The following is a 14,128-nucleotide window of genomic DNA, read 5'->3' as shown; positions in this document are numbered from 1 at the left end:
CAGGGCGCGCCTCGCGGCGCGCCCTGATTTGCGTCACGCGTTGTCGCGGGCCGCCTGCGGCAACGCCGCCGGGGCCGGCCGGCGCTTCGGCGCCAGCCACAGCGCGGCGGCGAACACCGCGATCAGCACGGCGCCGACGGCGAACAGGGTGTCGCCCGGCACGCGCATCCACACCAGCAGGTGGATCAGCGGGCGATCCATGAACTCGGCCGAGCGGGCGAACCAGTAGCCGTGTTCCAGCACCGCCTTCAGCTGCAGGATGCCCAGCGGCAGCAGGGTCAGCGCGGCCATCATCGACAGGCCGATGTTGAGGCACCAGAACGAGCCGCGCAGCCAGCCCTCGCGCCACTGCGCCTCCGGCTTGATGCCGCGCAGGCAGAACAGCATCAGGCCCAGGCCGAGCATGCCGTATACGCCGAACAGCGCGGTATGGGCGTGCGTGGCGGTGAGGTTGAGGCCCTGCATGTAGTACAGCGCGATCGGCGTGTTGACGAGGAAGCCGAACAGGCCTGCGCCCACCAGGTTCCAGAAGCTCACCGCCACGAAGAACATGATCGGCCAGCGGTAGCGCGCCATCCACGGCGCGGCGTGCTGCTTCTTCCAGGTGTCGTAGGCTTCCAGCCCGATCATCGCCAGCGGCACCACTTCCAGCGCCGAGAAGCTGGCGCCCAGCGCGATCACCGCCGTGGTGGTGCCGCTGAAGTACAGGTGGTGCAGGGTGCCCAGCACGCCGCCGGCCATGAACACGATGGTGGCGAACAGCACGTTGGTGGTGGCGGTGCCCACGCGCAGCAGGCCCAGCTTGACGAACAGGTAGCTGATCACCGCGGTGGCGAACACCTCGAAGAAGCCTTCCACCCACAGGTGCACCACCCACCAGCGCCAGTACTCGACCATCGCGATGTGGGTGTGCTCGCCCCACATCAGGCCGGCGCCGTAGAGCAGGCCGATCGCCACGGTGGAGAGGAACAGCAGGCCCACGATCGAGGCGCCCTCCTTGTCGCCGCGCATCGCCGGCCACAGCGCGCGGCCGACCAGGAACAGCCACAGCATCAGCCCGATGAACAGGAAGATCTGCCAGAAGCGGCCGAGGTCGGTGTATTCCCAGCCCTGGTGGCCGAACCAGAAGTTGTACTGCAGGCCCATCTTGTCCATCACCGCGAACCACTGGCCGGCGAACGAACCGACCACGATCACCAGCAGGCAGACCCACAGGAAGTTCACCCCGAGCCGCTGGAATTTCGGCTCATGGCCGGAGATCAGCGGGGCGATGTACAAGCCGGTGGCCAGCCACGCGGTGGCGATCCACAGCACCGCCAGCTCGGTGTGCCAGGTGCGGGTGAGGCTGTACGGCAGGTAGTTGGCCAGCGCGAAGCCGTAGGCCTGCTGGCCTTCCACCTGGTAGTGCGCGGTGGTGGCGCCCAGCAGGATCTGCGCCAGGAACAGCGCCAGCACGGTCCAGAAATACTTGCCGGTGGCCTTCATCGACGGCGTCGGCTTCAGCTCGGTGAGCGGGTCGCGCGCCGGAATCGGCGGCAGCGGCTCGTGGCTCACCTGGCGCGCATGGTGCCAGCCGAGCAGGCCGATGCCGAGGATCAGGAACAGCACGCTGAACACCGACCACATGAAGCTGGCCGGGGTGGCGGTGTTGCCCGTCAGCGGATCGTACGGCCAGTTCTGCGTGTAGCTGATGGTGCTGTCCGGCCGGTCCGCGGTGGTGGCCCAGCTGGCCCACCAGAAGAACGCGGTGACCGCGCGGCGATGGTCCAGCTCGGCGATGGTGTTGTCACGCATCGCATAGACCTTGCGCAGCCTGGCGGTGGCCGGGTCGTTGCTGAACAGGCTCATGTAGTGCGCGCCCACCACCATCATCGCCTGCGCGCGCAGCGGCGACACCTTGATGGTGTCGGTGGCCGGGTCGTAAGTGTTGGTGCGCATTTCCGCCTGCACGCGCGCCTTCAGCGCGGCCTGGTGTTCCGCATCGAGCGAGTCGAACGATGCGGCGCCCCGGTCGTGCGCCAGCAGCTCCAGCATGGCGAGCGCCTCGCGGTGCATCCAGTCGGCGCTCCAGTCCGGCGCCAGCAGCGCGCCGTGGCCCCAGATCGAGCCGAGCTGCTGGCCGCCGATGCTCTGCCAGACCTCGCGGCCCAGCTCGATGTCGCCCTTCGTGTACAGCGTCTCGTCGCCGCTGGTGACCACCGCCGCCGGCAAGGGCGGGGCCTGCTGGTGGACCAGGCTGCCGACCCACAGCAGCACGGCAAAGGACGCGACCAGCAAGGCCGCGAGTCCAAGCCAGAGTTTTCGGGTACTGCTCATTGCGCATCTCCCTGTAAGGATGCGCGCATGCTGGGGGCGGGGCCGGGCGCCCTCCCTGATTCAAGTCAGTTTGCGCCGCGTCAGGTGCGGCACGAATTGTCGCAGGCAGCGGCGGCCGGCCGGACCGCTTGCATCGCGCCTGCCGGCGCACGATCCGGCAAGCCATGATGCAGGTCATGGCGCCGGCACGGCTCGCGGCGGAGCCTGTATGCCTCTCATTCGCGCTTCGGGATTCGCCATGCCTGCCTGGTATCCGTGGATTGTCCTGCTGCACCTGTCCTGCGCCATCGTGTTCGTCGGCGCGGTGGCGTTCGAGGTACTGGTGGTGGAATCGTTCCACCGGCATTTCGACGCGGCCACCGTGCAGCGCATCGAGCAGGCCGTGATGGCGCGGGTGCGCAGGTTCATGCCGGTGGTGGTGATCCTGCTGTTTATCAGCGGCGGTGCGCTGTTCGACATCCGCTGCGACGGCTTCGCCTGCGTCGGCTCGCGCTTCGGCAACTGGCTGCTGCTGAAGGTGCTGCTGGCGTTCGGCGTGCTCGGCGTGTTCGTCAACGCGATGTGGGCGATGCGCCGCGGCAGGATGGACCTGTGCCGGTTCCGGCATACCCATCGCATCGTGCTGGGCCTGATGGTGGGCATCGTCTTCCTGGCCAAGGGCATGTTCTACTTGTAGCCATCCTTCCACGCACGAGGTGCACCATGTCCCATGTCACGTTCAAGGGCCAGCCGATCAAGGTCGACGGCCAGTTTCCCGCGGCCGGTTCGACGGCGCCGGCGTTCACGCTGGTCGGCAGCGACCTGTCCGACGTGTCGCTGTCGGCCTATGCCGGCAAGCGCAAGGTGCTGAACATCTTCCCCAGCGTCGACACCGGCGTGTGCGCCGCCTCGGTGCGCCATTTCAACCAGGTGGCCGGCAAGTTGGACAATACCGTGGTGCTGTGCATCTCGGCCGACCTGCCGTTCGCGCAGGCGCGCTTCTGCGGCGCCGAGGGGCTGGACAAGGTGGTCAACCTGTCGCTGATGCGCGGCCGCCGGTTTCTCGACGACTACGGCGTGGCGATCGCCAGCGGCCCGCTGGCCGGACTGGCGGCGCGCGCGGTGCTGGTGCTGGACGGGCACGACAAGGTGCTGCACGCCGAGCTGGTCGGCGAGATCGGCCACGAGCCGAACTACGATGCGGCGCTGAAAGCGCTCGGCTGATGCCGATTTCGTAGGGCGGGCATCGCCCGCCGCCTGTTGCCTCCACGTGGTCTCACGGCGGGGCGAAAACGGCGGGCGGTGCCCACCCTACGTGCCATCTCGCGTCAGCGGCTGGTACCGATGATCGGCACGCCGAACGGGCGTGCCTGCGGGTGCAGGCCGAGGCCCAGCTTGAGGCTGCTGCCGATGCGCCGGGCGTACTCCAGCATCTGCGCGGCGTGGGCCTCGTCCAGTTCCTCGGCGCAGGTCTCGCGCCACAGCGCGAGCCAGTGGTCGAAGTGCTCGACGCGGATCGGGTGCGGGCGATGCGCGGCCATCGGGTTGCCGCGGTAGCTGCCCGCGCGCAGCGCCACCGAGGCCCAGAACGAGGTCAGCAGGCGCTTGTGTCCGTCCCAGTCGTGCACCGCCGCGTTGAAGATCGGGCCGATCCGCGGATCGGCCCGCACCTTCTCGTAGAAATGGTCGACCAGCCTGGCGATCGCCGCCTCGTCGAATGATGTTGCCGGTTGCATGCGGGACATGGTGGGGCCGTGCGCGTAGCGATGGCAAGGAGCCGAAACAAAAAAGCGCATCCGGCCATGACAGCCGGATGCGCCGCCTTACCGAAAGCTTACTTGCCCAGGCTCAGCGTGCCCTTCATCAGCGCGGCGTGGCCGGGGAAGGTGCAGAAATAGGCGTACTGCTCGCCGGCCTTGAGCTTGGTCACGTCGATCGTGGCCGTGTCGGACTCGCCGCCGCCGATCAGCTTGGTGTGCGCGAGGATGCGCGCATCGCCCGGCTTCTCGTAGCTGTTCGCCGCACCGGCCTTCATGCCGTCGGAAATCACGCCGGCCTCGTCGGAGGAGTGCGCCAGCACCCAGTTGTGGCCCATCGCGGTGGCCGGCAGCTTGCCGGTGTGCTTCAGGGTCACCTTGAAGGCCTTGCAGGTCTTCGGCACGGTGATGGTCTTGGTGTTGAACTGCATGGCGTCGTTGGCCTCGACGGTGGTCGAGCACTCGGCGGCCATCAGCGGAGTGGAAAGCAGGCCGAGCAGGGCAATGGCGATCAGTTTGCGCATGGGTGTCGCTCCTGGAGGAGGTGGTGAAGTTCGGGTGGATTCTGCGATGGCGGCGTGGGGCGGGCACTGATCTGGGTCATTGCCATGGCACCTGCTGTCATCGACACTCTAGCCATCGCTGGCGGAAGCCGGAAGGAGGCACGATGACGCACGTCGTCACCGAAAATTGCATCAACTGCAAGCACACCGACTGCGTCGAGGTGTGCCCGGTGGACTGCTTCCACGAAGGGCCGAATTTCCTGGTGATCGACCCGGACGAATGCATCGATTGCACGCTGTGCGTGGAGGAGTGCCCGGTCGGCGCGATCTTCCCCGAGCTCGACGTGCCGGCCGGGCAGGAAGTATTCCTCTCGATCAACGCCGAGCTGGCGAAGGAATGGCCGGTGCTGACCAGCAAGATCCCGTCGATGGAAGACGCCGACAAGTGGGACGGCGTGCCGGACAAGCTGCCGCTGCTGAAGCGGTAGACACAAAAAGCCCGCGAATCGCGGGCTTTTTTGCTTTGAAGAGTGCGGCCATGGATGGCCGCCCGTTTGACTTCGCGATCAGGGATGATCGCAAGGATTTCGCGGCGGCTTACTTCGCCACCACCCGCACCATCTCCAGGCACTTGTTCGAGTAGCCCCACTCGTTGTCGTACCAGCTGACCAGCTTGACGAAGGTGCTGTCCAGCGCGATGCCGGCTTCGGCGTCGAAGATCGAGGTGCGCGCGTCGCCGCGGAAGTCGGTCGCCACCACCTTGTCCTCGGTGTAGCCGAGGATGCCCTTCAGCGCGCCCTCGCTCTGCGCCTTCATCTCCGCGCAGATCTCGGCGTAGCTGGCCGGCTTGTCCAGCTCGACGGTGAGGTCGACCACGGACACGTCCGAGGTCGGCACGCGGAAGCTCATGCCGGTGAGCTTCTTGTTGAGCTCGGGGATCACCACGCCGACCGCCTTGGCCGCGCCGGTGGACGAGGGGATGATGTTCTCCAGGATGCCGCGGCCGCCGCGCCAGTCCTTGTTGCTCGGGCCGTCCACGGTCTTCTGCGTGGCGGTGGCGGCGTGCACGGTAGTCATCAGGCCGCGCTTGATGCCCCACTTGTCGTTGAGCACCTTGGCCACCGGGGCCAGGCAGTTGGTGGTGCAGCTGGCGTTGGAGACGATCGCCTCGCCGGCGTACTTCCCTTCGTTGACGCCGTAGACGAACATCGGCGTGTCGTCCTTCGACGGCGCGGACAGGATCACCTTCTTCGCGCCGGCATCGATGTGCTTCTGCGCCGCCTCCTTGGTCAGGAACAGGCCGGTGGACTCGATCACCACGTCGGCGTTCACCTCGTTCCACTTCAGGTTGGCCGGGTCGCGCTCCTGGGTCAGGCGGATCTTCTTGCCGTTGACCACCAGATGGCCGCCCTCGACCTTCACGTCGCCCTCGAAGCGGCCGTGCACGGAGTCGTGCTTCAGCATGTAGGCCAGGTAATCCGGCTCCAGCAGGTCGTTGATCGCGACGATCTCGATATCGTTGCCGAAGTTCTGCACGGCAGCGCGCAGCACGTTGCGACCGATGCGGCCGAAGCCGTTGATGCCGACCTTGATGGTCATGAGGGAACGTCCTCCGATAGCGATGGGGTGGCGAATGGGCAGCCGCGACCGCGGCGCCGCGTTTCAGCCGCGAATCTTACAATGAAAGCGGCCAGGTCGCGGCGGCCGCTGTGGCAGACTCCGGTCATCCTTCCGCCGGAAAACACCATGATCCCGTTGCGCCGTTCCCTTGCCATCGCACTGGCCATGCTCGCGGTCGCGCCGCTGGCGCAGGCCTGGGGGCCGCTCGGCCACCGCGTGGTCGCGGAGCTGGCGCAACGGCACCTCAGCCCGGCGGCCGAGGCCGAGATCGAGCGGCTGCTGGCGCCGGAGCACACCGGGCGACTGGCCGACGTGGCCAACTGGGCCGACCAGATCCAGGACGACCCGGCGCAGGCCGCGTTGTGGCAGCAGACCCGCAGCCAGCACTACGTCAACTTCCGCGGCGGCAGCGACTGCGACTATATGCCGCCGCGCGATTGCCGCGACGACCGCTGCGTGGTGGCCGCGCTGCGGCATTACACGGACGTGTTGGGCGACCGCAGCCAGCCCGACGCGGCGCGGCGCGAGGCGCTGAAGTTCGTGGTGCATTTCGCCGGCGACATCCACCAGCCGCTGCATGCCGGCTACCGCGACGACAAGGGCGGCAACACGTACCAGGTGCAGTTCGCCGGCAAGGGCAGCAACCTGCACAAGGTATGGGACTCGGGCCTGCTGAACACCCGCGGCCTCGATTGGCAGGCCTATGCGCGCCAGCTCGATGCGGCCGGGCCGGTGGACCTGCCGGCGCCGATCGCGCCGCTGGACAATCCCTACGCGCAATGGGCCGAGGAGTCCTGCCGGTTCACCGGCGCGGCGGGTTTCTATCCGGACGGCCACAAGATCGATCAGGCATATGTTGTTGCCGAACTGCCGCTGGCCGAACAGCGTCTGCGCGAAGCCGGGCGGCGGCTGGCCGAAGTGCTGAACCTCGCGCTGACGCGGTAGCGCCGGAGGCGTCATCTGTGCCCCGGTACACATCGGCGGCATGCATACGAATGCAGGGTGATGGCGCGCCGCGTGGCATCTGCTAGCCTCGGCGCATGAACGAGAATCCCCTGCGCCGCACCAAGATCGTCGCCACCCTCGGCCCCGCCACCGACGCGCCGGGCATGCTCGAGCGGATCATCGCCGAAGGCGTCAACGTCGCCCGCCTGAACCTTTCGCACGGCCAGCCGGACGATCACCGCGCCCGCGCCAGCGCGGTGCGCGCGGCGTCGCTGGCCACCGGGCGCGAGGTGGGCATCCTGGCTGACCTGCAGGGGCCGAAGATCCGCATCGAGACGTTCGCCGCCGGGCCGGTGGAACTCGCCGACGGTGCGTCGTTCGTGCTGGATTGCCGCCCCGACGCGCCGCCCGGCGATGCGACCCGCGTCGGCGTGAGCTACTACGGCCTGCCGCACGACGTGCACGCCGGCGACGTGCTGCTGCTGGACGACGGCCTGGTCGCGCTGACCGTGCAGGAGGTGGCCGGCGCCGAAGTGCGCTGCAAGGTGCTGATCGGCGGCAGGCTGTCCAACCGCAAGGGGCTCAACCGGCAGGGCGGCGGGCTGTCGGTGACGGCGCTGTCGGACAAGGACAAGGCTGACATCAAGCTGGCCGCCGAGATCGGCGCGGATTTCCTCGCGGTGTCGTTCGTGCGTTCGGCCGACGACATGCACCAGGCCCGCCGCCTGCTGCACGAGGCCGGCGGCAACGCGGCGCTGGTGGCGAAGATCGAGCGTGCCGACGCGATCCCGGTGCTGGGCGAGATCATCGACGCCTCCGACGTGGTGATGGTGGCGCGCGGCGACCTCGGCGTGGAGATCGGCGACGCCGAGCTGCCCGGCCTGCAGAAGAAGATCATCCGCGAGACGGTGCAGCGCAACCGCGCGGTGATCACCGCCACCCAGATGCTGCAGTCGATGGTGCGCTCGCCGATCCCCACCCGCGCCGAAGTGCTGGACGTGGCCAACGCGGTGATCGACGGTACCGACGCGGTGATGCTGTCGGAGGAAACCGCCGCCGGCGCGCACCCGGACAAGGCGGTGGCGGCGATGACCCGGATCTGCCTCGGCGCCGAGCGCCAGTTCGAACCGAAGGAGGATCTGGCCAGCGCCAGCCACCAGATGAACCGCACCGACCAGGCGATCGCGCTGGCCGCGATGGTGCTGGCCGGCCAGCTCGGCGTGCGGGCGATCGTGGCGCTGACCGAATCCGGCGCCACCGCGCAGTGGCTGTCGCGCTACCGCAGCGCGGTGCCGATCTACGGCATGTCGCCGTCCGGGGCGGCGCGCCGGCGCATGCTGGTGCTGCGCGACGTGCAGCCGGTGGAGTTCAGCCACGGCGAGAACCAGAGCATGGCCGCCTCCACCCGCGCCGCGGTGCAGCTGCTGTTCGAGCAGGGCAAGCTGGTCGAGGGCGACAGCGTGGTGATCACCTACGGCGACCGCGTCGGCCATGTCGGCGGCACCAACACGCTGAAGCTGCTCTCGGTCGGTCCCGACGGCACGGTCGAGAGCCTGCGCGACCTGTAACGGCCTGCTCGCGATCTCCCAGGCTGGCCCGCAGCTGTCCGGCGGACGGCCGTCGACCGCCGGCGGGCGCCGGGGCGGTTACACTCTGGGCCGACCGCCGCGTGCACAGGAGATCACCATGAAAATGTCGTTTCGTCCGCTGGGCCAGGGCCTGCTGCTGGCGTTGCTCGTGGGGGCCGCGGCACCCGTGCTGGCGCAGGCGCGCAAGGTCGACCAGCAGAACCTGTACCGCTACTGGATCCTGCTCAATACCCAGGTAAAGGCGGTCGCGCCCAACAGCGGGCTGAACCTGGACAAGCCGGGCTGCGCGGCGGTGACCTACACGGTGGGCTCCGACGGCGTGCCGATGGACGTGCAGGTGGTCAAGGTGGCGCCCAAGAGCGACCTGGGCCCGGTCGCGCGCAGCGCGGTGTCCGACTTCCGCTACGGCCCCTCGCTGACCAACCGCATCAGCGAGCCGGTGGCTACCTATTACATCGTGCCGTTCAACGCCCCGGCCGATCCGGCGCAGCGCCAGCATCTGCTGGACGCCTGCAAGCTGGGCGGCTACGGCGCCTGATCCCCGGCCCGCGGCGGCCCGGCACGTCCGGCCGCCAATCTGGCCTATAATCGCCGTTTTGAAACGTGCCGCCTCGGTCTCGAGGCGGCGTCAACCATGTGCGGGCGGCGAGCCCCCGCGCCACGGAGTCGCCATGAGTATTGAAGATCTCGAAAGCATCGCCCTGGCGATGGTCGCGCCCGGCAAGGGCATCATCGCCATCGACGAGTCGACCAACACCATCAAGAAGCGCTTCGAGGCCGTCGGCATCGAAAACACCGAGGAAAACCGCCGCGCCTACCGCGAGCTGCTGCTGACCACGCCGAGCCTGAACGAGCACATCTCCGGCGCGATCCTGTACGACGAGACGATCCGCCAGAAGACCCGCGACGGCGTGCCGTTCACCGAGCTGATGAAGAAGAACGGCATCATCCCCGGCATCAAGGTCGACAAGGGCCCGCAGCCGCTGGCCGGCTTCCCCGGCGACGTAGTTACCGAAGGCCTCGACGGCCTGCGCGAGCGCCTGCAGGAATACGTGAAGCTGGGCGCCCAGTTCGCCAAGTGGCGCGCGGTGATCAACATCTCCGAGGAAAACCCCAGCTCCACCGCGATCGAGGCGAACTGCCACGTGCTGGCGCGCTACGCCGCGCTGTGCCAGGAAGCCGGCCTGGTGCCGATGGTCGAGCCCGAGGTGATCATGGACGGCGACCACAGCATCGAGGTGAGCTACGAGGTGCACGAAGCGGTGCTGCGCAGCCTGTTCAACGCGCTGTACGAGCAGAACGTGATGCTGGAAGGCACCATCCTCAAGGTCAGCATGGTGATCCCGGGCAAGGACTGCGACGAGCAGGCCGACGTCGAGGAAGTCGCCGAGGCCACCGTGCGTGTGCTGAAGTCCACCGTGCCGGCCTCGCTGCCGGGCATCGTGTTCCTCTCCGGCGGCCAGACCGACCAGCAGTCCACCGCCCACCTGAACGCGATGAACCAGATCGGCCCGCACCCGTGGCCGCTGTCGTTCTCCTACGGCCGCGCCATGCAGCAGGCGGCGCTGAAGCTGTGGGCGAAGGACATGAAGGCGAACTACGCCGAGGCGCAGAAGACCGTGCACGCGCGTGCGCGCGACAACGGCCTGGCCGCGCTGGGGCAGTGGAACGGCTGATCATCCGGAAGCGCCGTCCCTGACGGCGGCCAAGTGATCCGCGTTGTAGGAGCCCGCTTGCGGGCGAAGCCTTTGGCTTTTGCGAGTGCCGAATCTCCAATCTCGGCTCTCAACAGATGGATGTGTGGTCGTCTCGGCCCAAAGGCATCGCCCGCAAGCGGGCTCCTACAGCAAAAAGGGCGCCGTGAGGCGCCCTTTTTTGATGCATGGAACATTGAAACTCAGAAGCGGTATTCCGCGCTGACCGAGACCATGTCGGTGCTCAGGTCGACGTTGCGCTTGCTCGCGTCGAAGTAGTCGTAGTTCAGGCCGACGCTGAGGTTGCTGGTGAGGTTGTAGCCCACCCCGGCACCGGCGTACCAGCTGTTGGAGCTCAGGCTCTTGTTGATCGGGTTGATGTCGTTGCTCAGGCCGTGGCCGGTCCAGCTGTAGAGGCCGGCGCGACCGCCGACGTACCAGTTCGGGCTGAGGTCGAAGCGGCCGTTCGCGCCGACGGTCCAGCCGTGCAGCTGGGACTTGCCCGGGGCGATCACCGGCTGGCTGTTGAAGACGTTCTTCGCATGGATATTGCCCAGGTCGTTGTAACCCACTTCGGCACCCAGCGAGAAGTTCGGCGCCAGCGACCAGCGATAGCCGCCGTTGAGGGCATAGCCGGTGTCATGGCCATCGTACGGGCCCTGGTTGATGGCGGTGCGGCCGACATTGCCGTTGATGAACCAGCCGCCGTTTTGGGTCGACGCGCTCTGTGCGAACACGGCGGGCACGGCCAGCAGGCCGGCGGTGCTGAGGGCGAGGGCAAGCAGGGTCTTTTTCATTTTCATGGAGCTTCTCCAGTTGTTATCGTGGCAGTCGGCCCAAGGGGGGAGTGGCCGCTGCTGGCGGTGCGCCGCCCAGGCTGGGCGGCGCACCTGAGACTTAGATAGGGCGGGCGCCGGAAGACTCAATACCGGTTGGTTCAGTATTAAGCATTCGTTAATCCGGCAATCCCGCATGGCGCGGCAGCGGGCGCCGCGCCATGCGGGCCGTACGTCAGAAGCGGTACTCGGCGGTCAGCGATGCCGTATCGGTGCTCAGGCCGATGTGGTCCTTCTTCGCGTGGTAGTAGTCGTAGGCCAGGCCCAGGCCGAAGCGCTCGCTGAAGTCGTAGCCCACGCCGGCGCCGGCGTAGTAGTCGACCCGATCCAGGTGATGGCGATTGATGTCCTGGTTGCTGTAGCCGTCGCCCTTCCAGCCGTAGATGCCGGTGCGGCCGCTGAGGTACAGGCCCTGCCATACGTTGATCTTGCCGTTGGCGCCGGCGGTCCATCCGCGCAGGGCCTGGCGCTGCGAAGTCAGGTTGACGGCGTTGCTGTTGAATGCGTTCTTCAGCTTGAAATTGCCCAGGTCGTTGTAGCCGACCTCGACGCCCAGGCCGAGATCCTGGCCCACCTTCCAGCGGTAGCCGCCGTTGAGCGCGTAGGTGGTGGGGTGGTCGCCGTACGGGCCCACGCGCATGTGCGCCTGGCCGACGCTGCCGTTGATGAACCAGTTGCCGCTGCCGATCGGCTGGGACGGCTGGAAGTTGCCGCCGGCCGCCGGGTTGGTCGGGTTGTCCTGCGCGAAGGCGGGCAGGGTGCCCAGGGCGGCAGCGGTGATGGCGAGTGCAAGGAAAGTCTTTTTCATGGGGATACTCCACTTTTTTGAGCCGGGCCGGTGGTCACGGGGAAGGACGCACGCGGTCGGGCAGCGCCTGGGGATGGCGTTGCGGGGCGTATTGATAACGGGGCCTTGCTGAAGGCATTCGAACCGTATGGCCCGGGGTTAAGCGGCAGTTAATTCCCGTGGCGCCGGCGACAGCGTGGGGCCGGATCGGCGACAATGCGCGCTTTTGCACCCGCCGGAGACTGCCTGATGACCACCCGCCGCGAACTCGCCAATGCCGTGCGAGCCCTTGCCATGGATGCCGTGGAAGCGGCCAAGTCCGGTCATCCGGGCATGCCGATGGGCATGGCCGACCTCGCCGAGGTGCTGTGGAACGACTTTCTGAAGTTCAACCCGGCCAACCCGAAGTGGTTCAACCGCGACCGCTTCGTGCTCTCCAACGGCCACGGTTCGATGCTGCAGTACGCGCTGCTGCACCTGACCGGCTTCGACCTGCCGATGGACCAGCTCAAGCGCTTCCGCCAGCTGCATTCGAAGACCGCCGGCCACCCCGAAGCCAGCGAAACCCCCGGCGTGGAAACCACCACCGGCCCGCTCGGACAGGGCCTGGCCAACGCGGTCGGCTTCGCGCTGGCCGAGAAGGTGCTGGCGGCGCATTTCAACCGCCCGGGCCACGCCGTGGTCGACCACCACACCTACGTCTTCCTCGGCGACGGCTGCCTGATGGAAGGCATCTCGCACGAGGTCGCCTCGCTGGCCGGCACCTGGGGCCTGGGCAAGCTGGTGGCGATCTACGACGACAACGGCATCTCGATCGACGGCGAAGTGCACGGCTGGTTCACCGACGACACCCCGGCGCGCTTCGAGGCGTACGGCTGGAACGTGATCCGCGGCGTGGACGGGCATGATGCCGAGGCGATCGGTCAGGCGATCGCGAAGGCTACCGCGCAAGGCGACAAGCCCACCCTGATCTGCGCCAGGACCATCATCGGCTTCGGGGCGCCGCACAAGCAGGGCAAGGAGGAAAGCCACGGCGCGCCGCTGGGCAAGGACGAGATCGCCGCCGCCCGCGAACAGCTGGGCTGGCACCATGCGCCGTTCGAGATCCCGGCCGAGATCTACGCCGGCTGGGACCACCGCAAGGCCGGCGCGGCCAGCGAGCAGGCCTGGAAGGAGGCGTTCGCGGCCTATGCCGCCGCCCATCCGGAGCTGGCCGCCGAGTTCGACCGCCGCATGCGCGGCGAGCTGCCGGCCGACTGGGCCGCGAAGTCGCAGGCGTTCATCGACAAGCTGCAGGCCGACGGTCCCGAAGTGGCCTCGCGCAAGGCTTCCCAGATGAGCATCGAGGCGTTCGCGCCGCTGCTGCCGGAGCTGATCGGCGGTTCGGCCGACCTGGCCGGCTCCAACCTCACCAAGTGGAAGGGCAGCCTCGACGCCGCCACCGGCGACAGCGCCGGCGGCAAGGGCAACTACGTCTACTACGGCGTGCGCGAGTTCGGCATGACCGCGATCGCCAACGGCCTGGCCCTGCATGGCGGCTTCATCCCGTACGACGCGACGTTCCTGGTGTTCTCCGACTACGCGCGCAACGCGGTGCGCATGAGCGCGCTGATCCCGGCCCATGCGATCCATGTCTACACGCACGACTCGATCGGCTTGGGCGAGGACGGCCCGACCCACCAGCCGGTGGAGCACCTGGCCTCGCTGCGCTGCATCCCGAACAACCAGCTGTGGCGCCCGTGCGACGCGGTGGAATCGGCGGTGTCGTGGAAGGCGGCGATCGAGCGCAAGGGCAACCCGGCCTGCCTGGTGTTCTCGCGGCAGAACCTCAAGCACCAGCAGCGCAGCGCGCAGCAGGTGGCCGACATCGCGCGCGGCGGCTACGTGCTGTCCGATCCGCTGGACACCAGGTTCCAGGCCATCCTGATCGCCACCGGCTCGGAAGTGGAACTGGCGATGGAAGCCTCGCGCGCGTTGGCCCAGCAGGGCGTGGCCGTGCGCGTGGTGTCGATGCCGTGCACCGAGGCGTTCGATGCGCAGCCGCTGGAATACCGCGAAGGCGTGCTGCCTTCCTGGTGCCGCGCCCGCGTGGCGGTGGAGGC

At 67.9% G+C, this 14,128-nt stretch carries 14 protein-coding genes; 8 read left to right on the top strand and 6 right to left on the bottom strand.

Annotation, left to right across the window (positions count from 1 at the left end; translation table 11 throughout):
- Positions 1-33 precede the first annotated feature (33 nt).
- Positions 34-2,316, bottom strand: coding sequence for a nitric-oxide reductase large subunit (locus tag RHOFW104R8_RS15895; protein ID WP_068097286.1), 2,283 nt, complete (start codon positions 2,314-2,316; stop codon positions 34-36).
- A gap of 238 nt (positions 2,317-2,554) precedes the next feature.
- On the opposite strand from RHOFW104R8_RS15895, the gene RHOFW104R8_RS15890 reads away from it, so the two are divergent.
- Entirely contained in the window at positions 2,555-2,992 is a 438-nt protein-coding gene (locus RHOFW104R8_RS15890) for a CopD family copper resistance protein (protein WP_068097283.1), read from the top strand.
- A gap of 26 nt (positions 2,993-3,018) precedes the next feature.
- Positions 3,019-3,519 (top strand): thiol peroxidase, encoded by a 501-nt coding sequence (tpx, locus tag RHOFW104R8_RS15885; protein WP_068097280.1) that lies wholly within the window; start codon positions 3,019-3,021, stop codon positions 3,517-3,519.
- 104 nt (positions 3,520-3,623) lie between these two features.
- Here the strand turns inward: tpx and RHOFW104R8_RS15880 are convergent, their stop codons facing one another.
- Entirely contained in the window at positions 3,624-4,040 is a 417-nt protein-coding gene (locus RHOFW104R8_RS15880; RefSeq protein ID WP_407071453.1) for a group III truncated hemoglobin, read from the bottom strand.
- An 89-nt stretch (positions 4,041-4,129) separates the two neighbouring features.
- Positions 4,130-4,576: an azurin gene (gene azu, locus RHOFW104R8_RS15875; protein ID WP_068097274.1), complete on the bottom strand. Its 447-nt coding sequence runs from the start codon at positions 4,574-4,576 to the stop codon at positions 4,130-4,132.
- Between the two features lie 143 nt (positions 4,577-4,719).
- Here azu and fdxA point away from each other — a divergent pair, with 143 nt between their 5' ends.
- Entirely contained in the window at positions 4,720-5,043 is a 324-nt protein-coding gene (gene fdxA, locus RHOFW104R8_RS15870) for a ferredoxin FdxA (protein ID WP_068097271.1), read from the top strand.
- A gap of 109 nt (positions 5,044-5,152) precedes the next feature.
- Here fdxA and gap read toward each other — a convergent pair whose 3' ends face one another.
- Positions 5,153-6,154 (bottom strand): type I glyceraldehyde-3-phosphate dehydrogenase, encoded by a 1,002-nt coding sequence (gene gap, locus RHOFW104R8_RS15865; protein WP_068097268.1) that lies wholly within the window; start codon positions 6,152-6,154, stop codon positions 5,153-5,155.
- 147 nt (positions 6,155-6,301) lie between these two features.
- Between gap and RHOFW104R8_RS15860 the strand changes: the two genes are divergently transcribed.
- The 4 genes from RHOFW104R8_RS15860 (at position 6,302) to RHOFW104R8_RS15845 (ending at position 10,385) form a co-directional block, all read left to right on the top strand.
- A complete protein-coding gene (locus tag RHOFW104R8_RS15860) occupies positions 6,302-7,120 on the top strand; it encodes a S1/P1 nuclease (RefSeq protein ID WP_068097432.1) in 819 nt (272 codons plus the stop codon).
- 95 nt (positions 7,121-7,215) lie between these two features.
- Positions 7,216-8,688 (top strand): pyruvate kinase, encoded by a 1,473-nt coding sequence (gene pyk / locus RHOFW104R8_RS15855; protein ID WP_068097265.1) that lies wholly within the window; start codon positions 7,216-7,218, stop codon positions 8,686-8,688.
- Positions 8,689-8,806: 118 nt separating this feature from the next.
- A complete protein-coding gene (locus tag RHOFW104R8_RS15850) occupies positions 8,807-9,247 on the top strand; it encodes an energy transducer TonB (RefSeq protein WP_068097262.1) in 441 nt (146 codons plus the stop codon).
- 133 nt (positions 9,248-9,380) lie between these two features.
- On the top strand, positions 9,381-10,385 hold the full coding sequence (locus tag RHOFW104R8_RS15845; RefSeq protein ID WP_068097259.1) for a class I fructose-bisphosphate aldolase: 1,005 nt from the start codon (positions 9,381-9,383) through the stop codon (positions 10,383-10,385).
- 221 nt (positions 10,386-10,606) lie between these two features.
- On the opposite strand, the gene RHOFW104R8_RS15840 is transcribed toward RHOFW104R8_RS15845, so the two are convergent.
- Both RHOFW104R8_RS15840 and RHOFW104R8_RS15835 read right to left on the bottom strand, forming a co-directional pair.
- Positions 10,607-11,206, bottom strand: a complete 600-nt coding sequence (locus tag RHOFW104R8_RS15840) for an outer membrane protein (protein ID WP_068097256.1) — start codon at positions 11,204-11,206, stop codon at positions 10,607-10,609.
- A gap of 208 nt (positions 11,207-11,414) precedes the next feature.
- Positions 11,415-12,047, bottom strand: a complete 633-nt coding sequence (locus tag RHOFW104R8_RS15835) for an outer membrane beta-barrel protein (RefSeq protein WP_068097253.1) — start codon at positions 12,045-12,047, stop codon at positions 11,415-11,417.
- 228 nt (positions 12,048-12,275) lie between these two features.
- Between RHOFW104R8_RS15835 and tkt the strand changes: the two genes are divergently transcribed.
- Positions 12,276-14,128 (top strand): transketolase (tkt, locus tag RHOFW104R8_RS15830; protein ID WP_068205467.1); only part of this gene is annotated, 1,853 nt, incomplete at its 3' end.

This window comes from Rhodanobacter sp. FW104-R8 (assembly GCF_001617365.1).
GTDB lineage: Bacteria > Pseudomonadota > Gammaproteobacteria > Xanthomonadales > Rhodanobacteraceae > Rhodanobacter.
The sequence above is the reverse complement of the archived record's forward strand: the minus strand, read 5'-3'. Positions and strand labels throughout refer to the sequence as shown.

Coding starts and splice junctions, on each gene's coding strand:
- RHOFW104R8_RS15850 (WP_068097262.1), top strand. CDS start 8,807: ATGAAAATGTCGTTTCGTCCGCTGGGCCAGGGCCTGCTGCTGGCGTTG.
- azu (WP_068097274.1), bottom strand. CDS start 4,576: ATGCGCAAACTGATCGCCATTGCCCTGCTCGGCCTGCTTTCCACTCCG.
- tpx (WP_068097280.1), top strand. CDS start 3,019: ATGTCCCATGTCACGTTCAAGGGCCAGCCGATCAAGGTCGACGGCCAG.
- RHOFW104R8_RS15890 (WP_068097283.1), top strand. CDS start 2,555: ATGCCTGCCTGGTATCCGTGGATTGTCCTGCTGCACCTGTCCTGCGCC.
- RHOFW104R8_RS15860 (WP_068097432.1), top strand. CDS start 6,302: ATGATCCCGTTGCGCCGTTCCCTTGCCATCGCACTGGCCATGCTCGCG.
- RHOFW104R8_RS15835 (WP_068097253.1), bottom strand. CDS start 12,047: ATGAAAAAGACTTTCCTTGCACTCGCCATCACCGCTGCCGCCCTGGGC.
- gap (WP_068097268.1), bottom strand. CDS start 6,154: ATGACCATCAAGGTCGGCATCAACGGCTTCGGCCGCATCGGTCGCAAC.
- RHOFW104R8_RS15840 (WP_068097256.1), bottom strand. CDS start 11,206: ATGAAAATGAAAAAGACCCTGCTTGCCCTCGCCCTCAGCACCGCCGGC.
- RHOFW104R8_RS15895 (WP_068097286.1), bottom strand. CDS start 2,316: ATGAGCAGTACCCGAAAACTCTGGCTTGGACTCGCGGCCTTGCTGGTC.
- RHOFW104R8_RS15880 (WP_407071453.1), bottom strand. CDS start 4,040: ATGTCCCGCATGCAACCGGCAACATCATTCGACGAGGCGGCGATCGCC.
- pyk (WP_068097265.1), top strand. CDS start 7,216: ATGAACGAGAATCCCCTGCGCCGCACCAAGATCGTCGCCACCCTCGGC.
- RHOFW104R8_RS15845 (WP_068097259.1), top strand. CDS start 9,381: ATGAGTATTGAAGATCTCGAAAGCATCGCCCTGGCGATGGTCGCGCCC.
- fdxA (WP_068097271.1), top strand. CDS start 4,720: ATGACGCACGTCGTCACCGAAAATTGCATCAACTGCAAGCACACCGAC.